General features: G+C 44.1%; 20 protein-coding genes. 17 read left to right on the forward strand and 3 right to left on the reverse strand.

What is annotated here, in order from left to right; genetic code table 11:
- Positions 1 to 128 precede the first annotated feature (128 nt).
- The 8 genes from DW033_RS07400 (at position 129) to DW033_RS24485 (ending at position 8,333) form a co-directional block, all read left to right on the forward strand.
- Positions 129 to 1,679 carry a lipopolysaccharide biosynthesis protein gene (locus DW033_RS07400; protein WP_121960987.1) on the forward strand — a complete coding sequence of 517 codons (1,551 nt, stop codon included), beginning with the start codon at positions 129 to 131 and terminating at the stop codon, positions 1,677 to 1,679.
- Positions 1,680 to 2,696: a glycosyltransferase family 2 protein gene (locus DW033_RS07405; RefSeq protein ID WP_121960986.1), complete on the forward strand. Its 1,017-nt coding sequence runs from the start codon at positions 1,680 to 1,682 to the stop codon at positions 2,694 to 2,696.
- Between the two features lie 26 nt (positions 2,697 to 2,722).
- The gene (locus tag DW033_RS07410) at positions 2,723 to 3,904 is read left to right on the forward strand and encodes an O-antigen polymerase (protein WP_121960985.1); all 1,182 of its coding nucleotides are present in this window, start codon (positions 2,723 to 2,725) and stop codon (positions 3,902 to 3,904) included.
- Entirely contained in the window at positions 3,897 to 4,835 is a 939-nt protein-coding gene (locus DW033_RS07415) for a glycosyltransferase (protein ID WP_122382605.1), read from the forward strand. Before DW033_RS07410 ends, DW033_RS07415 begins: the two co-directional genes overlap by 8 nt.
- Positions 4,832 to 5,932 (forward strand): glycosyltransferase, encoded by a 1,101-nt coding sequence (locus DW033_RS07420; RefSeq protein ID WP_122382606.1) that lies wholly within the window; start codon positions 4,832 to 4,834, stop codon positions 5,930 to 5,932. The genes DW033_RS07415 and DW033_RS07420 overlap by 4 nt, the downstream gene beginning before the upstream one ends.
- A 46-nt stretch (positions 5,933 to 5,978) precedes the next feature.
- Positions 5,979 to 6,746, forward strand: coding sequence for a glycosyltransferase family 2 protein (locus DW033_RS07425; protein WP_121960982.1), 768 nt, complete (start codon positions 5,979 to 5,981; stop codon positions 6,744 to 6,746).
- Positions 6,747 to 6,748: 2 nt separating this feature from the next.
- Positions 6,749 to 7,981, forward strand: coding sequence for an NAD(P)/FAD-dependent oxidoreductase (locus DW033_RS07430; RefSeq protein ID WP_121961003.1), 1,233 nt, complete (start codon positions 6,749 to 6,751; stop codon positions 7,979 to 7,981).
- 193 nt (positions 7,982 to 8,174) lie between these two features.
- On the forward strand, positions 8,175 to 8,333 hold the full coding sequence (locus DW033_RS24485; RefSeq protein WP_154396217.1) for a hypothetical protein: 159 nt from the start codon (positions 8,175 to 8,177) through the stop codon (positions 8,331 to 8,333).
- 20 nt (positions 8,334 to 8,353) lie between these two features.
- Here DW033_RS24485 and DW033_RS07435 read toward each other — a convergent pair whose 3' ends face one another.
- Together DW033_RS07435 and DW033_RS07440 are read right to left on the reverse strand one after the other, a co-directional pair.
- A complete protein-coding gene (locus tag DW033_RS07435; RefSeq protein WP_121960981.1) occupies positions 8,354 to 9,484 on the reverse strand; it encodes a type II toxin-antitoxin system HipA family toxin in 1,131 nt (376 codons plus the stop codon).
- The gene (locus DW033_RS07440; protein WP_005861905.1) at positions 9,484 to 9,819 is read right to left on the reverse strand and encodes a helix-turn-helix domain-containing protein; all 336 of its coding nucleotides are present in this window, start codon (positions 9,817 to 9,819) and stop codon (positions 9,484 to 9,486) included. Before DW033_RS07440 ends, DW033_RS07435 begins: the two co-directional genes overlap by 1 nt.
- A 221-nt stretch (positions 9,820 to 10,040) precedes the next feature.
- Between DW033_RS07440 and rplU the strand changes: the two genes are divergently transcribed.
- The 5 genes from rplU to gcvT all read left to right on the forward strand — a co-directional run bounded on the left by rplU (position 10,041) and on the right by gcvT (position 14,586).
- On the forward strand, positions 10,041 to 10,358 hold the full coding sequence (gene rplU / locus DW033_RS07445) for a 50S ribosomal protein L21 (protein WP_005861907.1): 318 nt from the start codon (positions 10,041 to 10,043) through the stop codon (positions 10,356 to 10,358).
- 22 nt (positions 10,359 to 10,380) lie between these two features.
- Complete coding sequence (gene rpmA, locus DW033_RS07450; protein ID WP_005861909.1) at positions 10,381 to 10,647, forward strand: 50S ribosomal protein L27; 267 nt, start codon at positions 10,381 to 10,383, stop codon at positions 10,645 to 10,647.
- A gap of 156 nt (positions 10,648 to 10,803) precedes the next feature.
- Positions 10,804 to 12,210, forward strand: a complete 1,407-nt coding sequence (locus DW033_RS07455) for an amidophosphoribosyltransferase (protein WP_008774031.1) — start codon at positions 10,804 to 10,806, stop codon at positions 12,208 to 12,210.
- Positions 12,211 to 12,266: 56 nt separating this feature from the next.
- A complete protein-coding gene (gene pepT, locus DW033_RS07460; protein ID WP_008774030.1) occupies positions 12,267 to 13,487 on the forward strand; it encodes a peptidase T in 1,221 nt (406 codons plus the stop codon).
- 13 nt (positions 13,488 to 13,500) lie between these two features.
- Positions 13,501 to 14,586 carry a glycine cleavage system aminomethyltransferase GcvT gene (gene gcvT, locus DW033_RS07465; RefSeq protein WP_122382607.1) on the forward strand — a complete coding sequence of 362 codons (1,086 nt, stop codon included), beginning with the start codon at positions 13,501 to 13,503 and terminating at the stop codon, positions 14,584 to 14,586.
- An 83-nt stretch (positions 14,587 to 14,669) separates the two neighbouring features.
- On the opposite strand, the gene DW033_RS07470 is transcribed toward gcvT, so the two are convergent.
- Positions 14,670 to 15,257 carry a DUF4251 domain-containing protein gene (locus DW033_RS07470; RefSeq protein ID WP_005861917.1) on the reverse strand — a complete coding sequence of 196 codons (588 nt, stop codon included), beginning with the start codon at positions 15,255 to 15,257 and terminating at the stop codon, positions 14,670 to 14,672.
- Between the two features lie 166 nt (positions 15,258 to 15,423).
- Between DW033_RS07470 and DW033_RS07475 the strand changes: the two genes are divergently transcribed.
- From DW033_RS07475 to DW033_RS07490, 4 genes are all read left to right on the forward strand, one after another.
- Complete coding sequence (locus DW033_RS07475; protein ID WP_005861919.1) at positions 15,424 to 16,437, forward strand: Gfo/Idh/MocA family protein; 1,014 nt, start codon at positions 15,424 to 15,426, stop codon at positions 16,435 to 16,437.
- A 154-nt stretch (positions 16,438 to 16,591) separates the two neighbouring features.
- Positions 16,592 to 17,779 (forward strand): hypothetical protein, encoded by a 1,188-nt coding sequence (locus tag DW033_RS07480; RefSeq protein ID WP_122382608.1) that lies wholly within the window; start codon positions 16,592 to 16,594, stop codon positions 17,777 to 17,779.
- 85 nt (positions 17,780 to 17,864) lie between these two features.
- Positions 17,865 to 18,434, forward strand: a complete 570-nt coding sequence (locus tag DW033_RS07485; protein ID WP_005866029.1) for a hypothetical protein — start codon at positions 17,865 to 17,867, stop codon at positions 18,432 to 18,434.
- On the forward strand, positions 18,418 to 22,047 hold the full coding sequence (locus tag DW033_RS07490) for an ATP-binding protein (protein WP_122382609.1): 3,630 nt from the start codon (positions 18,418 to 18,420) through the stop codon (positions 22,045 to 22,047). The genes DW033_RS07485 and DW033_RS07490 overlap by 17 nt, the downstream gene beginning before the upstream one ends.
- The last annotated feature ends 37 nt before the right edge of the window (positions 22,048 to 22,084 follow it).

Raw genomic sequence — 22,084 nt, forward strand, 5'->3', positions numbered from 1 at the left:
ATCAAGAAGATATGCGAGGATTTTAACTTATAGGAACGAGATATGAGGTGTTCCTATAGGGAATGACTTGTCTCATTACTTGAAAGTGTACTGTCCTATGCCTTGGGGCAAATAGATCTGTGAAGAATATGGCAAAAACAGATTCACGAACATCCAAGAGTATTAAAAACAGCTCGGTAGCGTTGTTTTTTTATTTCATCAACCTGATCCTCCAGTTCTTTTCAAGGAAGATTTTCTTGGATTATTTGGGGGCGGAGGTACTGGGGTTGAATACCACGGCTCAGAATCTACTGGGGGTCCTTAACCTTGCGGAATTAGGAATCGGCACGGCAGTGGCGTACAGTCTTTACAAGCCCTTGTTCGAGGGAAACCGCCAAGCGATAAATGATATCGTGTCCATCCAAGGTTGGCTATATCGTAGGATCGCTTTCATTATCATAGCGGGAGCTGTAGTATTGATGTGCTTCTTCCCATTGCTATTCGCCAAGGCGCAAGTGCCGTTGTGGTATGCCTACGGCTCGTTCATCGCATTGTTGATCGCCGCATTGTTGGGTTATTTTGTCAACTATCGGCAGGTCGTTCTCTCTGCTGACCAAAAGGAGTATAAGATTACGCAGAGTGTGCAGGGTGGAAAGATTACCAAGGTTATCTTGCAGTTGCTTGCCATTTGCTATTTTCAGGACGGTTATGTTTGGTGGATGATACTAGAGGTATTGATGGCTGTCGCTACTTCTTATGTGCTTGACCGAAGTATTCGGAGAGAATATCCGTGGCTGAGGTCTCAAGTGGCTGATGGGAAACGGTTGAAGGATGCCTATCCCGAGATAGTCAAGAAAACGAAACAACTCTTTTTTCATAAGATTGGTGTTTTTGTTTTGACGCAGACTAGCCCTCTGGTGATTTATGCCTATGCGTCCTTGACGTTGGTGGCTGTTTACGGCAACTACATGTTGATTACGCTCGGTGTCACTGCCTTGATGAACGCCATTCTTAATGGCCTAAATGCGGGTATAGGGAATTTAGTTGCGGGAAATGACAAACGGCATATTAAGAACGTATTTTGGGAGATCACTTTGTTACGCATGTGGCTGGCTTCTATTGTTTGTTTCGGCTTGTACATATTGGGTGACTCTTTCGTCACATTGTGGGTTGGTGCGGAGTATATCTTGCCGCCTGTAGCTTTTGTCATTCTGATTATTAACACATTTATCAGTTTGACACGCACCAATGATTCCTTTATAGCTGCCTATGGCCTGTTTCAAGATGTATGGGCTCCTGTAGCGGAGGCTTCTTTAAATTTGGGCTTTTCAATTTTGTTGGGGCATTTCTTCGGCTTGGATGGTATTTTGGCCGGGGTTATGATTAGCCTATTGGTTATTGTTTGTGGCTGGAAGCCTTATTTTCTTTATCATAATGGTTTTAGGGAAAGTACTTGGGAATATGTGAGGCGATATTCAAAATATGTAGTGATCATGATCGTGCTTTTTATGTTTTGTATGAAAATCTCACGTGTTTACTTTACCTATTCTGTAAATTCTTATTGGGATTGGAGTGTTTATGGATTAAAATCTGTTACCCTATATGTTCTGCTAAGTACGTTCGTGTTATGTCTGACCGATACTTATGCTATAAACTTGTTTAAACGTGTATGTTGTCTAATCATAAATTTGCGAAAATAAATGTTTGAAGAATCAAATCATCCCAAAATCAGTGTGTTGATTCCTGTCTATAATGTGGAGAAATATGTAAGGCGTTGCCTGTTTTCCGTATTGAATCAGACCATGCAAGAAGGAGTGGAGGTTATTATAGTCAATGATTGTACCCCAGATCATAGTATGGAGGAAATTTTTGAGGCGCTTCGCGCCTATTCTGGGAATGAAAGGGGTGAAAAAATGTCGGTTCGTGTCGTGAACCACGACACGAACCACGGCCTGGCCGTGGTTCGTAATACCGCTATGAATTATGCTACAGGTGATTACGTGATCCATGTGGATAGTGATGACTGGATAGAGCCGGATATGCTGGAGAAGCTTTATGCGTGTGCCATGGATACAAAAGCCGACATAGTTTGTTGTAATATTAGTTTAGAATATAAAAGTCGGCAGGAAAATCTTTGTTACCCATATAAAGAGGAGCAATACAAAGATCTGTTGTATATAGATGTATTGCGTTGTTCAGTTTGGAACAAACTGATCAAGAGAAATTTATATGTAAATAATAAAATCTCGTTTTTCCCGGGGCTGAATATGTGGGAAGATGTAAGTGTCACTTGCCGATTGCGCTATTTTAGCCAGCGTACGGTAGTCGTTCCCGAAGCGTTATATCATTACAACAAGCAGAATACTTCTTCTACGGTATCGCAGCTTTCGCGTCGTAATATCGATGAACAGATACGTTGTGCTTCCATATTGGAAGACTTCTTCAAGAAGCAGGGCAAGTCGGAAGATACCGAGTTCGCTTTAATTGTTTTATACATCAAGTTCGAATCAAAACGCGGGTTGATATGGAATGCTGCGAATCGAGACGTAAAGGCATGGAAAGCCACTTACCCGGAAACTAATAAGTGCATTTGGAGTTACAAAGCATTATCTAAATCTATTAGATTAACTCTTATATTAGCTGCGATTGGTTTTCCGAAATTAGCATGTTGGTTGATTGATTGGAATCATAAGCGTAGGATGCGTGATTTATTATAGTTGGGGCATTTTATTGAAAAATTATCATGTTGGCCATAATTGTTGTTGTGATATTATCGTTTCTAGCTCTCTTTAGCTATAAATGTTCTCATTCTTGGACTCATCCTGCGTTTTTAACCTCGATGTTGTGGCTGATTATGGTGTTGTGTTATAACGTACTGCAACATGGATTATATCCGTTATCGGATTTATTTTATTGTGCGCTGCTTTTGTGGTGTATCCCTTTTTGTGTCTGTTCTTTGGCGTTTTCAAAATTCAATTTACCTATTCCAAAGATCTTGTTGTGGCAGATGCCAAATATGAAGATCTTTCAAAAATTGTCTCTTTTGTTAGTTCTATTGAATGTTATTCTACTTTGTTTTCTAAATACGATAAGTAAGGATTATGGGGATAATATAATGAGTGGTTCTCGTAATATGTTTATTTATCATGAAGATGAACTTCCTGCTCTTTTAAACTATTTGATGTATTTCTTAAATGTGTCGGTGGTGTTTATCATCTCTTATATGTACACTTATGGCGCTAAATCAATTAGTTTTAAATTGCTGTTTGTCGCAGTTTTGATTGTACTACTATGTTTAGGTAATAAGGGAGGAATCGCATGTTCTGTTTTTGCTGTTTTATTCTTGCAATATTATTATGGAAAGCTGACATTTTCGAGAATGATAATTTGTTTGTTATTGTTGGTGGGAGTAATGACGATACTTGTTTTGGTAAGAGGGGATGCTGAAGATGTAACATTAACGGAATATTTGTTGATTTATATATTGTCTCCAATGCCAGCTTTTGATCTGATATTGAAAGGTGATTTATCATTCAATGTGACTCCGGGCGCAGCGACTTTTAGTAGTATAGTGAAAGTGCTGGATGTTATGGGGCTGGGGGATAATATCAAACATCTTGATGCTTCTGGATGGGCGTATGTTCCATTACCTACCAATGTGTATACAAATATGTTTAATTATTATGTTGATTTTGGATACTGGGGCATTTTTTTGTTTGCTATTCTTGTTGGAATTGCTTGGGGGACTTTATATAACTTTATGAGACGGGGTGTGAAATTATTTGTGGCGATATATGCCTTGTTTTTTCATGCTTTATTACTCGCTTTTTTTGCGGATTGGATTTTTACTTTCTTGTCATTGAGTATTCAGTATTTATTTATATCTCATCTGTTATTTATTCGTTTTAAAATTAAATATGAATAGTGAAATAAGTATTTTATTGGCCTCCTATAATGGCGAACGCTATATAGAGCAACAGCTGCTGTCTCTTATCGGACAGACATATAAAGAGTGGCAATTATATGTGCGTGATGATGGCTCTAAAGATGAGACGGTGACTATTGTTCGTCGTTATGAAAAAATGGATAACCGTATTCATCTTGTAACAGATGAACAAGGATCGTTGGGGTGTATTGGTAATTTCTTGGCATTATTGCCTTATAGTAAAACTGCATATACCATATTCTGTGATCAAGATGATTTTTGGTTGGAGAATAAACTGGAGGTGTTGTGGAAAACAATGAAAAGGAGGCGGCAAGATGTTCCGCAGTTGGTGTATTGTAATGCCTATTCTTATAATATGGAAGATGGAGTAGGACAGCCCGAGATCGCTTATGCTATTCAATCTTTGCCGGATATGTTATTTCGTTGTGGAGGTGTACAGGGGTGTTCCTCATTGTTTAATGATAAGTTGAAAAAACTTGTTCTCCAATATCATGGTGTTACAATTATGCATGATTTTACGGTGACATTTTTAGCGGTATTGTTTGGTGAAATTACTTTTATAGATAAGCCGTTGATGCTTTATCGGCAACATGAATGTAATGTCACGGGGATACGTCCTAAGAGTTTATTGCAGATTGCGTTAAATTTTTGGAAAGATAATAAGCGGAAAGGTATACTTAATTGTAAAACGTTTGAAACAATGAAACAGATAACAGCCTGCTTTTGCGACCAAATTTCGAATGAAAATTTAAAGTTGTTGGATGATTTTTTTGAATTCCCTAATCTATCTAGGTTACAGATGTTGAACTTTGTCTTAAAAAATCATTGTACATTATATAGTAAAACCTATCCTATTCTCTTGAAAATACTTACACGTAAACTTTGGGATAATCATACTACATTCTTATGAGGATATTACATATCACAGGTACCTTATCAGAAGGAGGCTTGGAGACTTTCCTGATTACTCTTCTTCCTTCTTTAAAACAGCAAATACCGGGATCCACTATAGATGTGTTAGTCTTGGATAAAAATAAGGATTCTATGGCGGATGAGTTTGAGAGGTCTGGCATTCATGTCATTCATGGGAAATATGCGTCTGTTCGCAATCCGTTGAACTTGTTTTTCTTGTATAAATACATCCGTCGGTATGACTTTATACACGCTCATTTGTTTCCGGCGCAGTATTTTGTGGCATTAATCAGTCTGCTATGTCGGAAGAAACGGATATTTGTCACGACGGAACATTCCGCATGGAATCGCAGACGGGAGAAACCTTGGTTGTTTCGTCCGGTTGAGAAACTTGTTTATCGCTGTTATGACGCGATAACGGCGGTGAGTAAGGCCGCAAAAATCGCTTTGGATACTTGGGCCGGGACAGGACGGCGGAGCCTTGTTGTTTATAATGGCATCCCTTTGCGACGTTTTATAAACGCTACGGGATATACAAAAAAAGAGATTGGGTTAAAAAGTGAAGATGTGGCGGTAATAATGGTGGCTCGATTTTTTTCCCCAAAAGACCATCTTACACCCGTAAGAGCGATAGCTCTGTTGCCGGAGAAGTATCATTTGTTTTATGTAGGCTCTGGTGATACGGCTCGTTGTCGTGAAGAGGTGAATAGATGTAGCGTAGGACATCGTGTGCATTTCTTAGGACGACGTGCGGACATACCGCGATTGGCAAAGGCTAGCGATATCGGTGTGTTAGCGTCTTTTTATGAAGGATTTGGCCTTTCCACGGTGGAGATAATGGCGGCAGGTCGCCCGGTTATCGTGTCGGATATAGATGGTATTCGTGAGGTCGTTGAGGGGGCCGGCCTCTTGTTTGAAAATGGGAATGAACGCGATTTGGCGGAAAAGATACGTTATTTAACCGAGCATCCCGCAGTATATGAGGAAGTCGCCTGTAGATGCGAGCAAAGGAGTTTGGATTTTAATATAGATACGACAGTGAAGGAATATACCACTTTATATACGAATTTGATAAATGGTAGAGGGATTAAGTAGCATGAGTTTATTGTACTAGTGGAAAGAATTATTAAAACTTATTGATATGAAGGAAGAATTGGTTTCTATTATTACACCCATGTATAAAGGTGCGGCTTTTATAGGTGAGACGATTCGTTCGGTACAGGCACAAACCTATTCGGATTGGGAGATGATTATCGTAGACGATTGTTCGCCTGATGGTGGCGCGGGAATAGCTGAAGTGAAGAGATATGCGGAGAAGGATAAGCGTATAAAATTGATCGCATCTCCGGTGAATAAAGGCTCGTCTGGGGCTAGGAATATAGCGTTGCGCGAAGTGCGGGGGCGGTATATTACTTTCTTGGATTCAGATGATATTTGGTCTCCTGCTTTCTTGGAGTCTCAATTGAGTTTCATGAGAGAAAAGAACGCGGCGATAGTCACCGCCTCCTATCATCGTATCAACGAACAAGGGGAACAAGTATTACAGCCATTCATTGTTCCGGAGAAGGTGAATTATAGGGATATACTGAAATCTAATCCTATTTCTTGTCTTACTACCATATATGATCGCAAGGTAGCGGGTGATCGCTATTTTAGAGAAGAATTGAAAAGCTTGCGCGATGACTATGCCTTTTGGTTGGAGATATTGCGGGATAAGGTGGACTATGCTTATGGTAATCCGAAAGTCTTGGCATCTTACCGTTTGGTTTCCACCAGCGTCACACGTAACAGGAAAAAACTGATTAAGCCTCAATTCTTGATTTATTATAAAGTGGAGAAGTTGGGGCTACTGAGAAGTATTTATTATTTTATAAACTGGGCTATAAGGAGCGTTTTAAAATATAGTTGATGATGGATTTGATTATAGGTGCGGGTATATCTGGTATTAGTTATGCCAATTTTATAAAAAATGATTATTTGTTGATAGAGAAAGAAAATGAACCGGGAGGATATTGCCGTACGATTAAACGGAATGGATATGTGTGGGATTATTCGGGGCATTTCTTTCATTTCCAACATCCGAATATCGAAGAATTTGTTTGCCAGAATTTATCTCCTTCTTCTTTGTTGAAAGTGGAGAAACACACTCAGATTTATTATAAAGGCGATTATATAGATTTTCCTTTCCAGAAGAATATTCATCAATTGGATAAAGAGGAGCTGATCGATTGTCTTTATGATTTGTTTTCCGTAAATCATGGAGGTATACGCTCTTTTAAGGAGATGGTTTATGCCAATTATGGTAAATCAATCGCTGAAAAGTTCTTGATCCCTTATAATGAGAAATTGTATGCCTATGATTTGGATCGGTTAGATATGAATGCGATGGGACGCTTTTTCCCAAAAGCGAATAAGGAAGATATTATCTTGAACTTTCGTTCGCAAGATAATTCCTCTTACAATAGTTCTTTTACTTATCCTAAAGACGGTGCGATGGAATATGTTCAGTCTCTGTTGAAGAATGTAGATCGTACAAAAGTCTGCTTGAATGAAGAGCTCTTGGGAATAGACATGGAGGAGAAAGTTGCGATAACTAATAAACGGAAAATAAAATATGATCGATTGATATCCACTCAGCCATTACCCTCTTTGTTAGACCAATGTCGCTTGGGATATGATTCCAATACTTTTTCATGCAATAAGGTTTTGGTATTTAATTTAGGTTTTGATTCTAAAGGCAACGACCAAAGGAATAGTTGGGTGTATGTTCCTGAAAAGGATTATATTTTTTATCGGTTGGGCTATTATGACAATATATTGGGAACAGACAAGATGTCTTTGTATGTTGAGATAGGTTTTCCGGAAAATGAGGTATTATGCAAAGAAGGCTTGTATTTAGATCGTGTGATGACAGATTTAAAGAGGATGGGTGTGGTGACAACACAGAAGTTGGTTGACTATGAAACTGTCTTGATGAAGCCTGCTTATGTACATATTAGTAAAGAAAGTCAAGAAGCAATCTCTCGTTATAAGAGTATATTGAAAGAAAAAGACATCTATTCCATAGGACGGTATGGAAGTTGGACTTATTGTTCTATTGAGGATAATATATTGGAAGCAAAAGAAGTAGCACTGGGAATTTGATTTTAGATTGTTTAAGAAGAGTAAATTCAAGTTGTTTAAAATTCGGAGGTAAGTATTGACTTTGATTTTTTTGAAGGCAAAAAGTAGATTTCTATAGACAAATAGTCTTGTTGATAAACAAAGAGCGATATCTCTAGACCTTCGTTCCAGATTCATAAAAAGATATGGTAACAAGTACAGATTTTAAGACCCTATGGGATCGTTATCAACGCAAGGGGGGCATCATCTCTTCATCGTCTGTTTCTGTCAGATGAACAGTGTAGTGTATGGATATTTCGGGTCAGAGAAGTCTGATAGCTGTTCTATGGTAGTGAATGCGGTGTTGAAAAACAAGGGTAGTGGAGGTGAATGAGTACTTACCTGTCATCGAAATTACTCCCAGTCTTTGTTCCGCAACAAATCTCCGCAGCCAGTTCTAACCTCTTCAATGATTCGCATGCAGCGCAGTTTATTCATCTTGCTTTTAGTACCGATGGTTATCATGTCCTGAATGGTGGGATGTCCGGTTCCATTGACCGAAGTCGCATGTTCACCATTATAACCCTCTGTGCATAGGGTGAGATCGTAGGCGGGAGCAAGATGCCATTGCCATGTGCTGGTATCACTTTTCTGTATTGTGAAACTGAAATTCTTGCAATGATCATCTTTGTTGTCTGTGAAATAGTTGAAAACCATACGACGAAACATTTCTTCCACTTCTAAAGGATTCTGCGTTAGATAGCCAGTTAGGGCCAGTAAGTTGCTATAATCAAGAATTGGGTTGGATAGTGGAATGTTAAGCAGCCCTCCGGCTGTGACTGTATGCAAACGTTCTCCTTCTTGCGAGATGTCGAAGCGGCGTGTCGTGAAATACTTACCGTTGGTTAGTTTGAAGTCCGGAACGTGGATGCCACATTGTCGTGCTAACTCATTGTAATGAAATTCTATCAATCCCATGTCTTGAGGGTCGTATGTATGGCGGAACTTCACCATCCAATGCCCTTCATTGTTGGAGAACAGTGCCTTGGGTCTGCATCCGCCGCTATTTCGGCTGTTGAAAAGAAGAAGTTCTACGTCATCGTCGTTCTTCTCATGCAACACTTCCAAGGCTTTTTCTTGCAGCAGATCGAAATCAAGGGTCTCATGCGAAGTGCCTATGGTGGTTTCCGGTTCGTATGTGAGTGCTCCCATACCCCCATTTCCCACTAGGCTTAGACGGTCGAGCGCTGACAATTGGGTATCGTTGATGCCTTCTTTGAGTAAGGTCTTATGCAAGAGGTAGCGGCCATAGCCGTCGGGCAGACTGTCTTCGAAAACGCCGAAATTTCCATAAAAAGGTGAGGGCTTTGCGATGAACAATCCCAGTTTCAGCGGAAGTTCCAATGGGGATATACTGAAACCGTTGGAAAGCCATGCTTTATCGTATTCAAAGGCACACTGTTTGTTGTCGGGAGTGAGCGAAAGCGTCCCGACTATCTGTTCGTGATACTTTACGATAAGTCTTTCTATTTTTTTGATTCTCATTACTTATGTACTTTTTTCTTGTTGGTATTCTTGCGGATTTGTAGTAGCTCCTCCATGGTGGAGTATTTTGGTTCGGAAAAAAGCTTCTTTATCTCCGAAGTGTAACCTAATGCCATTGCTATGCCGATAAGGTTCTTGAGTGAGATAAGACCTTTCTGTTCGAATCGCACGATATTACTGACTGCTACACCTGCCTTCTCCGACACTTGTTCGCGTGTCAGATTCTTCTCTATACGTCGCTTGCGGAAGTCGTTGGCTATTTCTTTAGCGATCTCATCCGGGTTGTCTAGCGTATAGTTGTCAAGAACTGATAACATATTATTTGTTTCCTGCATCTTTATTTGGATAATAGTAATATATTATTAGTTGCAAAGGTAGTAAAAAGCTCTGTATTCTCATCGTCTTATGCGTGGCTTTTTAAAAGTTCAAGAAGATGTTTGTGGAATTAAATAAAAAACTCTATCTTTGCACTCGATTTTCCGCAGAGGGTAAATAAGTGGAGCCGGAGACGGAGCCCACCCCCGGGACCTAACCTGTTTAAAAGATTTTAAGACAGATGTACGTAATCGTAGAAATTAACGGACAACAGTTCAAGGCTGAGCAAGGCAAGAAATTGTTCGTTCATCACATTCAGAACGCAGAAAGCGGTGCTGTTGTGGAGTTTGACAAGGTGTTGTTAGTAGATAACAACGGTGAGGTAACAGTGGGTGTTCCTACTGTAGAGGGCGCAAAGGTAGTATGTGAGGTATTATCTCCGCTGGTAAAAGGTGACAAGGTGCTGGTATTCCACAAGAAGAGAAGAAAAGGTTACCGTAAATTGAACGGTCACCGTCAGCAGTTCACTGAGGTGAGTATTAAAGAAGTTATTGCTTAACGTTTAAAGGAGAAGAAAAGAAATGGCACATAAGAAAGGTGTGGGTAGTTCTAAGAACGGCCGTGAATCACAAAGTAAAAGATTAGGTGTTAAGCTTTTTGGTGGTGAGGTTGCTAAAGCTGGTAACATCATCGTTCGTCAAAGAGGTACGGTTCATCATCCGGGCGAGAACGTAGGTATCGGTAAGGATCATACGTTGTATGCGTTGGTAGATGGCGTTGTTACTTTCCGTAGAGGAAAAGAAAACAGATCATTCGTTTCTGTAAAAGAAGTTGTTGCTGAGGCTTAAGTTTCTGCGACCAAAGAATAAGGAAAAGGATATCCCGAAAAGGGGTATCCTTTTTTTATTGCCGATGATAATAAACGTTATGAAGTAAATTTTGGAACATATATAAATAAACTTGTAACTTTGCGGTCTCAAACATAAATACAAACATAAAAAACAATGGGTGGTTTTTTCGGAACTATTTCTAATGGAGACTGTATTACGGATTTATTCTATGGTACGGACTACAATTCTCATCTAGGAACCCGCAGAGGCGGTATGGCTACGTACGATAAGGAAGAAGGATTTACGCGTTCGATCCACAATCTGGAGAATTCTTATTTCCGCACCAAGTTTGAACCGGGGCTTCCTAAATTCAAAGGAAATGCCGGGGTCGGTATTATCAGCGATACGGATGCGCAGCCAATCGTTATCAACTCTCACTTAGGAAAATTCGCGATCGTGACGGTGGCGAAGATCAATAACTTGGACGAATTGGAGGATGAGTTATTGAAGGCGAATATGCATTTTTCGGAATTGAGTTCAGGAAAAACGAATCAGACGGAGTTAGTCGCTTTGCTGATTACACAAGGTAAGGACTTCGTGGAGGGCATTGAGAATGTTTACAATAAGATAAAGGGCTCTTGCTCCATGTTGCTCCTGACGGAGGATGGTATTATCGCTGCCCGTGACAAATGGGGGCGTACGCCGATCGTAATCGGAAGGAAAGACGGGGCTTATGCGGCGACCAGCGAGTCCAGCAGTCTTCCGAACTTGGATTATGAGATCGAGAAATTTATAGGCCCGGGCGAGATCGTCCGGTTGCGTGCCGATGGTATGGAGCAGATGCGTAAACCGAATGAAGGGATGCAGATCTGCTCTTTCCTTTGGGTATATTATGGATTCCCTGTTTCTTGCTATGAGGGAAAGAACGTGGAAGATGTCCGGTTTATGAGTGGCTATAAGATGGGGCAGAAGGATGACTCGGAGGTGGATTGCGCTTGTGGTATACCGGACTCCGGTGTGGGTATGGCTTTGGGGTATGCGGAAGGTAAGGGGGTGCCTTATCATCGGGCTATCGCTAAGTATACACCGACGTGGCCTCGTAGTTTTACCCCAGCTAACCAAGAGATGCGTTCCTTGGTGGCTAAGATGAAATTGATACCGAACCGTGCGATGCTGGAAGGCAGACGCATCCTTTTCTGCGACGACTCGATCGTGCGTGGTACACAGCTTCGTGATAACGTGAAGATCTTATATGATTATGGGGCGAAAGAGGTACATATGCGTATCGCTTGCCCTCCATTGATTTATAGTTGCCCGTTTATCGGTTTTACTTCTTCCAAGAGTCCTTTGGAGTTGATAACTCGTCAGATTATCAAGGAATTGGAAGGGGATGAGAATAAGAATCTGGATAAATATGCTACGACAGACTCTCCGGAATATAAGAAGATGGTCGGAATTATCGCCGAGCGTTTCGGGTTGAGTTCCTTGAAGTTTAATACGCTGGAAACCTTGGTGGAGGCGATCGACCTTCCTAAGTGTAAGGTTTGTACGCATTGCTTTGATGGTTCAAGCTGTTTTTAGAAAAATTTTACCTACTTTTATGCCTGCAATGTTTTAATGGCTAAAAAGAGTGAGTTATGACAGTTTTAGATAGATTTTTAAAGTACGTTACGTTCGATACCCAGTCGAACGAGGAGACGGGTACGACTCCTAGTACGCCGGGACAACGTGTCTTTGCCGAGGCTTTGGTGAAGGAATTGGAAGCGATTGGTATGGAGGAGATCTCCTTGGATGAGAATAGTTATGTAATGGCTACTCTGCCGGCTAATACGGACGAGAAAATCCCGACTATCGGTTTTATCGCTCATTTGGATACGAGTCCGGATATGTCGGGTAAGAATGTTCAACCTCGTATCGTGACTTATCTGGGTGGTGATATTGTCTTGGATGCGGAAGAAAATGTTGTACTATCTCAATCGATGTTCCCAGAGCTTTCAGATTATAAGGGACAGGATATTATCGTAACGAATGGTAAGACTTTATTAGGTGCCGATGATAAGGGAGGTGTAGCCGCTATCGTCGCCTCTATGCAATATTTGAAGGATCATCCGGAGATCAAGCACGGTAAGATCCGTATCGCTTTTACCCCGGATGAGGAAATCGGACAAGGTGCCGATCATTTCGACGTGGAGAAGTTCGGTTGTGATTGGGGATATACGATTGACGGTGGACAAATCGGTGAGTTGGAATATGAGAATTTCAATGCCGCCGGCGCTAAAATTATCTTCAAGGGCTTGAACGTACATCCGGGATACGCCAAGGATAAGATGCAAAACGCTTCCTTGCGTGCGATCGAGTTTGCTTCTTGGTTGCCGGCCGAGCAACGTCCGGAGCATACGACTGGTTATGAGGGATTCTTCCATTTGACCGGTATGACCGGTTCAGTCGAGGAAGCTACTCTATCTTACATCATCCGTGACCATGACCGGAAGTTGTTCGAGGAGAAGAAAGAATTGCTTCGTATGTTGGTTGATAAGATGAATGAAGCGCATCCGGGATGTGCGCATTTAGAGCTTCGGGATCAATATTACAATATGCGCGAGGTTGTGGAGCCCCAGAAACATATCGTTGATTTGGCGTTTGAGGCGATGACCTCCGTTGGGGTAGAACCGATCGTGAAACCGATCCGGGGAGGTACGGATGGTGCCCGCCTGTCGTTTATGGGATTGCCTTGCCCGAATATTTTTGCGGGAGGCCTGAATTTCCACGGACGTTATGAGTTCTTGCCCGTTCGTTCGTTGGAGAAGAGTATGGAAACAGTTATAAAAATCATAGAGCTATCGGCTCGTAAATCTTAAATGCAATAATTACATGAAAACAACTCCGTTTACCGACGTGCATATCGCGTTGGGCGCAAAGATGCACGAATTCGCAGGTTTCAATATGCCTATCGAATATTCCGGAATTATCGACGAACACATGACTGTAGTGAATGGTGTAGGTGTGTTCGATGTTTCCCACATGGGCGAGTTTTGGGTAAAAGGCCCGAACGCCTTGGCTTTCATTCAAAGCGTAACTTCTAACGACGCTTCTGTCTTGCCGCTTGGCAAGGCTCAATATACTTGCTTCCCGAACGACAAGGGAGGTATCGTGGATGACCTTTTGGTATATCATTACGAGCCGGAGAAATATTTGCTGGTCGTAAACGCCGGTAATATCGACAAGGATTGGGATTGGTGCGTAAGCCATAATACGGTAGGTGTCGAATTGGAGAATTCTTCCGACCGTACGGCTCAATTGGCTATCCAAGGACCGAAAGCACAGGAGGTTCTTCAACGTCTTACTCCGGTTGATTTATCTTCTATTCCTTACTATTCATTTGTGACGGGTGAGTTCGCCGGTTGCAAGAACGTGATTATCTCCAACACGGGGTATACCGGTGCGGGTGGCTTCGAGTTGTATTTCTATCCGAGTGATGCGATGACGATTTGGAACGCTATCTTCGAGGCTGGAAAGCCGGAAGGGATCAAGCCGATCGGTTTGGGAGCACGTGATACACTTCGTCTTGAGATGGGCTTCTGTCTGTATGGAAATGATTTGGATGATACGACTTCTCCGATCGAGGCTGGTTTAGGCTGGATCACGAAGTTCGCCGAGGGTAAGAACTTTACGAATCGTGCGGAATTGGAGCGTCAGAAGAAAGAGGGCGTAACCCGTAAGTTGTGTGCTTTCGAGTTGCAGGAAAAGGGAATTCCCCGTCATGGCTATGAGATCGCCGATGCGGAAGGGAATGTAATTGGCGTGGTTACTTCCGGTACGATGTCTCCGGTATTGAAGAAGGGGATCGGTATGGGATACGTGAAACCTGAGTTTGCGAAAGCTGGTACGGATATCTTTATCAAGGTGCGTAATAAGAACTTGAAGGCTCAAGTGGTAAAGGCTCCTTTCCGTAAATAAGAGATAAGGCTATCTATAAATAGTTCGAAGGCGATGTTCCTCACGGAGCACCGCCTTCCTTATTATAGAAAAGTTGGACATGATTAATATGTTGTTCCCTGGAAAATGTTCGATTGTGAGTACGGAAGTAGGGTACCGGTCATTCTCAAGTTTCTACCGGAGAAGTTCGGGTCTACGGTAACGGTTGCGTTGTTTGTTCCGTTGGTAAGCATCAAGCTAACGGTAGCGGAGATAAACACACCCTGTACGTTCATGTTCAGATAAACATTGCCCTTGTCATCCTGCTTGGTCTGGATATTGGAGGCGCTACCTTGTACGGTGATACCACCTAATCCGTTAGGACCGGGATACGGAGAGTTGGACGCGATCTGGACCATAGCCTGTCCGTCATTCAAAGATACGAAGTTCGTATTTGAATTTACGTAGAATACCTGTCCGTTCATCGGTTGTATGTTGTTAGCCTCCAATACGAATGATTGGTTGTTGATAGCTTGTACAGCGGCGTTAAACTCTTCTTGGCCTTCTACGGCATCTTGTGCCAGACGCTCTTGTTTCTTGATTTCTCTCTCTACTTTTTTGGCTTCCTTTGTTATCGATTTTTGAGCCATTACTTGTGTCATTCCGCACATAGCGACAGCGAGAACGACGATAAAAGATACAATTCTTTTCATACTTGATTTAGTTTTAAAACGGTTTTAAATTGTATAGATTAAACAGCGTCGTCGCGAAAAAGTTCCTGTGACTTATCCTTTTTATAGATACAATAACATTTCCACGGAGTATTTATGTTAAACAGAAATCGTACATTTGTAAATAAAGAACATAATACGATAGAATATGGATAAAGTACGTTTTGGTGTAGTCGGAACCAATTTCATAAGTGATTGGGTAATTGCCGGAGCCCGGCAGGATGAGCGTTTTGAACTGGTAGCTGTATATTCGAGAACTCAGGAGACGGCGGATGCTTTCGCCTCGAAACATAATATACCGTATACGTTTACCTCCTTGGAGGAGATGGCGAAAAGCCCGTTGATCGACGCTGTGTATATTGCCTCCCCGAACTTCCTTCATGCCTCCCAGAGTATTCTTTGCATGAGCTATGGCAAGCATGTTCTTTGCGAGAAACCCTTCGCTTCCAACGCGAAAGAAGTACGTGCGATGATCGAGGCTTCCCGTACATATAATGTCACGTTGATGGAGGCGATGAAGCCTACGCTTACGCCAAATTTCCTTGCCGTGCGAGAGAATCTTGGGCGTGTAGGTACGGTTCGTCGTTATTTCGCCTGCTATTGCCAGTATTCCTCCCGTTATGATAAGTTCAAGGAAGGAATCGTGTTGAACGCTTTCAAGCCGGAGTTGTCTAATGGGGCCATGATGGATATCGGTATTTATACGGTCTATCCGATGGTTGTCTTGTTTGGTCGCCCAAAGAAGATAGATGCCTCGGGCATAGTCCTGTCCTCAGGAGCGGACGGGCAAGGGGCCGTGAATTTCTTGTATGAGGGGATGAACGCCACGGTGCTTTATTCTAAGATCGCCAACTCCGCCTTGCCTACCGAGATACAAGGGGAGGAGGGGAACTTGACCTTGGACCGGATCAATATCATCCGTAAAGTGACGTATTCTCCCCGTTTAGCTCCGGCGATGGGAAAAGGCCCGGAACCGGTTCCGGAAGACCTAAGCGTGGTCGCCGATAAGGATGAGTACTATTATGAGGTAGCGGAATTTATCAACCTCGTCTTGTCTGGCAAGCGGGAGTCAGAAATCAATAGCCTTGATAATTCTTTGATTACATTGGAGATTATCGATGAAGTACGCCGGCAGTTGGGAATTGTCTATCCGGCGGATTGATAACTCTTCGTGATTTTCCTCTTTTTCCATCGTAGTGAAAAACTTTTTCCACCGTGATGAAAAAGCTTTTTCACTACGATGGAAATCCTTTTTCATCACGGAGAAAAAAGGGTTACTTGTATTTTTATTACCTTTGTGTCCTTAATTGTTTAGGATGTACATATATAATTCAATACCCCATATAACGAACACGCTAAATCTGGGAAAGGACCTATTGGAGGTCTTATTTGAGAAAAGAAAATCATTACCGTTTCGCTATGATTATGCGTTGGATATTATCGATGAGAATAAATTGAATATCCTGATCGAGCGTGAGGTGATCCGCAGGAACGGCCCTTATATCGAGATGGATGAGCATTATCTCTCTTTCTATGAGCTGCTTCTGGAGGCGAATGAGGAGATTTCTACCTCAGTGATCGATGAGAATATCCAGTTGGTGTATCAATTGATCGATTATTATGGCAAGGAGGATAACGATTTGCGTAAGCTGGGTTATCTGCGATCGGTCAAGGCGCATTTGCGGAAGATCGGGAAGATCTTGGTACGTAACGTGGTGTCCTTGCAACGGGTGATCGATAATACGTTCAAGAACGAGCCGAGCTATAAGGTGAAGATCGCCAAACTGGAGAATCTGGACGCTAAACGAATCGAGATCAACCGCCTGATCGTGGAAGTGGAGAAGCTGCTGGATCGGGAACGGACTCCCTTTTTCGCCCAAGTCCCGGACGAGGAGCTGTTGACGATCGCCCGTGAGTTGAAGACGGAGTTATTGAGCGCCGGCCATAGCTTGATCCATTCCCAACAGGATATCATTGATTACTTGAACCAGATCCGTACGCAGGTGGGTTTTACCCGTAAGCTGCGTCGTATCAAATATCTGCGGGAGCAGTTTGAGTTACAGGAGAACACGAATGTACGGGAGGTGGTAGATGCGGAGCGTTCCGTGGTATTGGAGGGCGTGCAGCCTACCTTATTCAAGATTTCCATTCCTTATTTGCAAACGGACGAGGCGCTGGATGTCATCTTGAAGGTGGCCGACGGCATGCGGCCGGACAAGGCGATCCACCGGCAGGAGCTAGGCGTGATCTCCGCCGAGCAGATGGAGAATCAAGAAGTGGGGGAGGCCGCTATCAATACCCGGAAGATGATGGATCTTTTTAGCCGGACCGGAGGGGATTTGTTCTCTTTCGTGATGGGCTACGAGTATAACCGGGAGATGGATTTCGAGGCGAAGGTTACGTTATTTTGCCGTTTGCTCTCCCTCTATGAAAATGAGTTGGAGATAACAGACCGTTTTGGGCATACGGAGCATATAGAATATGCCATTATTCAAAGAACCTAGTTGTAGAGACGGGGCGTGTCCCCTGTGATGAGACGGGGCACGCCCCGTCTCTACAACTGGATAAAATAAAACAACAATAATAAGGATGATAGATAATTTACCGGTACAGACCGCACAGATCTATGATTACCTGTCGAAAGGTAATTTTCTGTGCTCGAATACAAGTGTAAAGGAGTTGAGGACACTCTTCTCGGTCGTAGAAGATAATTTTGAGCGTTTACGTGATTATTTCTCGCATATCAATTTCGTGTTGGAGCAGGGGAATAATTACTTTTACTTCTCCCGCAAGGAGCCCCGGGCTACCTTGGAGCAAAAGCTCCAGCGTTTCTTCGCTTGGATCGATATCATGGACTTCTTCTGTACGTACGATACGGCCTTCGGGCCCGGTTTCACTTTCTCGCCGGCGGAGATATTGGTACGTTCCCGTATCGACATGGATCTAGAGATGAAGCTGGACGGGTTGAAAAAACATACCGGAGGCAAGGAAAAACGCAAGGATATCCTCGATACCATCTTGGACAGGATGACGAAAGAGGGCTTTATCGAGTGCGTGAGCGATATGAACGGGACGTGGAAAGTGCTCTCCTCGTGGGATTACCTCACGAAGATGATCCATAGTATTAACATAAAGAACGAAGATGAGATATCTCAATAAAATAGTATTTATAAACAGCGCCGCTATCCGTTACTCGGAAGTACAGCTGGATGGAAATATACATTTAATCGGAACGCAGGGAGTGGGGAAGAGTACGATCCTCCGTGCGATCCTTTTCTTTTACAACGCCGATACGCAGCGGCTCGGAATCCCGGTCGAGAAGAAGTCGTATCAGGATTATTATTTCCCTTATGCCGATTCCTCGATCATCTACGAGGTAGCGAGGGAGGATGGTTGGTTTACGGTACTTAGCTATAAGACGATGAACCGTATCTGCTACCGTTTTATCGCCTCTCCGTACCGGTCGGATCTTTTTATCGACGAGGAGGGAGCGCCTTATCCGTCGGATCGTATCCGCTCGGTGCTCGATAAGAACGGTATCAAGTATAGCGGGGCGATCTCCACGTATGAGGAATACCGGAATATCCTCTACGGAAACTCGGATAATAAACGGGATTACTCCTGTTTTTCCTTGATGGAGAGCGGCTCCTACCAGAATATCATCCGTACGATCCAGAACGTCTTGCTGAATTCACGCTTGGAGGCGGATTATATCAAGCAGACGATCATCACCTCCTTGAACGAGGCGGATAGCGTGATCGACTTGAGCCGTTATCGGAGCCATCTATCCGGCTTTGAGGCGCAACTGAATGATATCGGTGTTTTCCGTGAGCCGGGCATGGCGCGGAAGGCCGCCGGGATCTCCACCTTGTCGGACGATATCCGTAAGCGGGATTTACGGATCAACGATCTGTGCCGCCAATTGCGCGGGGCTTATCTGCAAACGGAGCGTATCTTGCCGGAGTTGTCCCGGAAGATACACGAGCAGGAGGCGGTCAAATCGGATTTCTATAAGCAAAGGGATAAGCTGGACGCTGAATCGAAGAACCGGACAGCCACGATGGAAGGCGAGTTGGCCGTGCTGAAAAACGCCTTGTCGGAGGCGGAAGCGAAACGGGTTTTCTATGCCGGAAAAGATATCCAGACGGCGATGGATCGTTGTAACAAATTGGAGATCTTACAGCAGGAACAGGAATCCTTAGTCGTGGAGAAAGATTTGCTTTCTTCCAAGAATAAAGAAGCCTCGGTCTTGCACGCCAATTTAATAGCTAATCTGAAGAACGAGTTGGCCGGCTTCGAGAACGAGAAACAGAAACAATTACTGGCGGCAGAGACCGAGATCAATGCTCGTCGGGAGGCTCGCCGGGAGTATTATCGACGGCTACGGGAGGAATTGCGCCATGCCGCCTCGGAGGAGAAAGAGCGTTTGTTGGTGGATCGGGAGAAACGTACGACGGAGGTCGCCGCCTTGAAGATGCGTATCAAGACTGCCCGGGGGCAGTCGGGAACCTCGGAGGAATTGGAGGCGGTCAAGGGGCGTCTCGGCAATTACGACGCGAACCGGAAGGACTTGGAGCTGAAGATCCGTGAGCTGAAGTACGAGTTGAACTACCAGACGAAAGAGTTCGAGACCGCCGAGAAGCATTTGGATGAGGATTATCAAAAGCTAGCGGAATCCAACGAGGTGAAGATCGAGGCCCTGAGCGCTAAGCTAGCGGAACTGACGGAGTTCTTGGACAACCAGAAAGATAGCTTCTTCAACTGGCTGTCCGAGCATAAACCCGGCTGGGAGCAGACGATCGGGCAAGTGTGTGACGAGCGTCTGCTTTACGGGAAAGAGTTTACGGCGGAGGTAGGCGAGGGAGATACCTTTTATGGAATCCGCTTCACCTCCGGGATTCACCGGAATGTCAAGACCAAGGAGGATTACTTGACGGAGAAGAAGGAGGCCGAGGAAAAACGTGCCGGAATCCAGCGGTTCATCGCTACGGCGCGGCAGGATTTGGAGGCGGCTAAGGAGAATCTTCGCAAGCAATATCAATCCTCGGTGAAGCCCATCAAGGAGGATATCTATCATGCGGAATATGAGTTGGAGCAACTGGCGGTCCGCAAGAAGGAAGACGAGTCTTGTCTGTCGGCCTTGCGGGATCAGGCGACCCGTCTGAGGCAGGAGGAGATCCGGCGCTTGGAGGAGGAGTTGAACGCTGCCGAAGCCGTCCTTTCCTCGATCCAGCAGGAGATCGCCACGCTTCAAGGTAAGATGGACCGGGAACTCGCTTCCTTGGATGAGCAAGAGAAAGATGAGTTGGCTGCTTTGGATAAGGAACTCTCCGTCGCAAGGGAAGCTATCTCGGAGGAGATCGCACGCAAGAAAGCGGAGTTGGAAGAGCGCAAATCCGGATATGACAGGGAGCAATTGGATAGCCTGACCGCCAGTGGTGGCGATCCGAAACGTTTGGAGGAGATCCATTCCCGCTTGGCGTATATCGGTGGGGAGATTAAATATATCAACGAGACCAAGGCATTGATTATCGAGTATCTGAAAGATAAACGAGAGATGCTGGATAAGGTATCCGACTGGACGACGGAGAGCCTGCGCTTGCAGCAGATCATCCACGGGGAACGGGAGGAATTGAAAAAACGTCTGGCGGACGTGAACCGGAGTATCTTCAAGGTAGATGCCGAGTTGAAGGAGCTGAAGGAGGCCAACCGGAAAGCGTTGGAGAACCGGGAGGAATATCACCGCTCTACCCTGTTGGACTGGTTTACCTCTAGGGAATCCATTTTCTCTTCCATGAATCGTACCGATACGGATGGCGATTGCCGTTCCTTGGTACGGGAGATCACGATCCGCGTCAGCGAGCAATCCCAGAAGCTTTCCGAGCTGCGCAAGGAGATAACCGCCTACACCGGCAATTTCTCCGAGGATAATGTGTTCGCCTTCAAGACGAGCTTCTCGGATGATAAAGAGTATATGGATTTCGCTTGCGACTTGAAGGAGTTTATCGACGAGGATAAGGTCTCGGAATACCAATCGCGTATCAATACCCGCAACTCCGATATCTTCCGGCAGATTACGGCGGACACGAAAAGCATGGTCTCTCAGGAAGGCAATATCCGTGGCGTGGTGGATCAGATCAACGCCGATTTCAAGGAGAAGAACTTCGTGGGGATTATCCAGTGTATCGAGATGCGTATTGATCCGAGCCAGAACAAGATCGTCAATCTGTTGAAGGAGATCAAGCGATTCAACGAGGAATATAGCTGGGATTTGGGGCAGAACCTCTTCGCTTCCTCAGCCGACGATACGGCTACCCGGGAGAAGGCGACGACGTTGCTACGTGAGTTGATCAAGTCGATGGACGCTTATTCCGGCAACTTGATCCGCTTGGCGGACTTCTTCGACCTTAAATTCCGGGTGATCGAGAACCGGAATGATACGGGCTTCGTAGAACGTCTTACGAACGTAGGCTCCGAGGGTACGGATATCTTGGTCAAATCCATGGTGAATATCATGTTGCTGAACGTGTTCAAGCGGAACGCCTCCACGGTATTCTCCGATTTCAGGCTCCATTGCATGATGGATGAGATCGGGAAGCTGCACCCGAATAACGTGGCGGGGATCTTGAAATTTGCCAACGACCGGGATATTCTCTTGATCAATGGTTCGCCGACCGAGCAGGATGCCCTGTCCTATAAGCACATCTATAAACTGGAGAAGGATACGGATAGCTTCACCCGGATTCGCAGGGTGATTACGCAGTTCGATTAGTTACGATCTATGTTAGGGCCTCGGTTAATACGGGTGA

It is taken from the genome of Parabacteroides sp. AF39-10AC, assembly GCF_003635405.1.
Taxonomy (GTDB): domain Bacteria; phylum Bacteroidota; class Bacteroidia; order Bacteroidales; family Tannerellaceae; genus Parabacteroides; species Parabacteroides distasonis.

Excerpts from the sequence above, each read along its gene's own strand:
- DW033_RS07485 (WP_005866029.1), top strand. The coding sequence starts at position 17,865 with ATGATAGATAATTTACCGGTACAGACCGCACAGATCTATGATTACCTG.
- DW033_RS07475 (WP_005861919.1), top strand. The coding sequence starts at position 15,424 with ATGGATAAAGTACGTTTTGGTGTAGTCGGAACCAATTTCATAAGTGAT.
- DW033_RS07470 (WP_005861917.1), bottom strand. The coding sequence starts at position 15,257 with ATGAAAAGAATTGTATCTTTTATCGTCGTTCTCGCTGTCGCTATGTGC.
- DW033_RS07425 (WP_121960982.1), top strand. The coding sequence starts at position 5,979 with ATGAAGGAAGAATTGGTTTCTATTATTACACCCATGTATAAAGGTGCG.
- DW033_RS07400 (WP_121960987.1), top strand. The coding sequence starts at position 129 with ATGGCAAAAACAGATTCACGAACATCCAAGAGTATTAAAAACAGCTCG.
- gcvT (WP_122382607.1), top strand. The coding sequence starts at position 13,501 with ATGAAAACAACTCCGTTTACCGACGTGCATATCGCGTTGGGCGCAAAG.
- DW033_RS07415 (WP_122382605.1), top strand. The coding sequence starts at position 3,897 with ATGAATAGTGAAATAAGTATTTTATTGGCCTCCTATAATGGCGAACGC.
- pepT (WP_008774030.1), top strand. The coding sequence starts at position 12,267 with ATGACAGTTTTAGATAGATTTTTAAAGTACGTTACGTTCGATACCCAG.
- DW033_RS07430 (WP_121961003.1), top strand. The coding sequence starts at position 6,749 with ATGGATTTGATTATAGGTGCGGGTATATCTGGTATTAGTTATGCCAAT.
- DW033_RS07480 (WP_122382608.1), top strand. The coding sequence starts at position 16,592 with ATGTACATATATAATTCAATACCCCATATAACGAACACGCTAAATCTG.
- DW033_RS07440 (WP_005861905.1), bottom strand. The coding sequence starts at position 9,819 with ATGCAGGAAACAAATAATATGTTATCAGTTCTTGACAACTATACGCTA.
- DW033_RS07490 (WP_122382609.1), top strand. The coding sequence starts at position 18,418 with ATGAGATATCTCAATAAAATAGTATTTATAAACAGCGCCGCTATCCGT.
- rplU (WP_005861907.1), top strand. The coding sequence starts at position 10,041 with ATGTACGTAATCGTAGAAATTAACGGACAACAGTTCAAGGCTGAGCAA.
- DW033_RS24485 (WP_154396217.1), top strand. The coding sequence starts at position 8,175 with ATGGGATCGTTATCAACGCAAGGGGGGCATCATCTCTTCATCGTCTGT.
- DW033_RS07420 (WP_122382606.1), top strand. The coding sequence starts at position 4,832 with ATGAGGATATTACATATCACAGGTACCTTATCAGAAGGAGGCTTGGAG.
- DW033_RS07455 (WP_008774031.1), top strand. The coding sequence starts at position 10,804 with ATGGGTGGTTTTTTCGGAACTATTTCTAATGGAGACTGTATTACGGAT.
- DW033_RS07405 (WP_121960986.1), top strand. The coding sequence starts at position 1,680 with ATGTTTGAAGAATCAAATCATCCCAAAATCAGTGTGTTGATTCCTGTC.
- DW033_RS07435 (WP_121960981.1), bottom strand. The coding sequence starts at position 9,484 with ATGAGAATCAAAAAAATAGAAAGACTTATCGTAAAGTATCACGAACAG.
- DW033_RS07410 (WP_121960985.1), top strand. The coding sequence starts at position 2,723 with ATGTTGGCCATAATTGTTGTTGTGATATTATCGTTTCTAGCTCTCTTT.
- rpmA (WP_005861909.1), top strand. The coding sequence starts at position 10,381 with ATGGCACATAAGAAAGGTGTGGGTAGTTCTAAGAACGGCCGTGAATCA.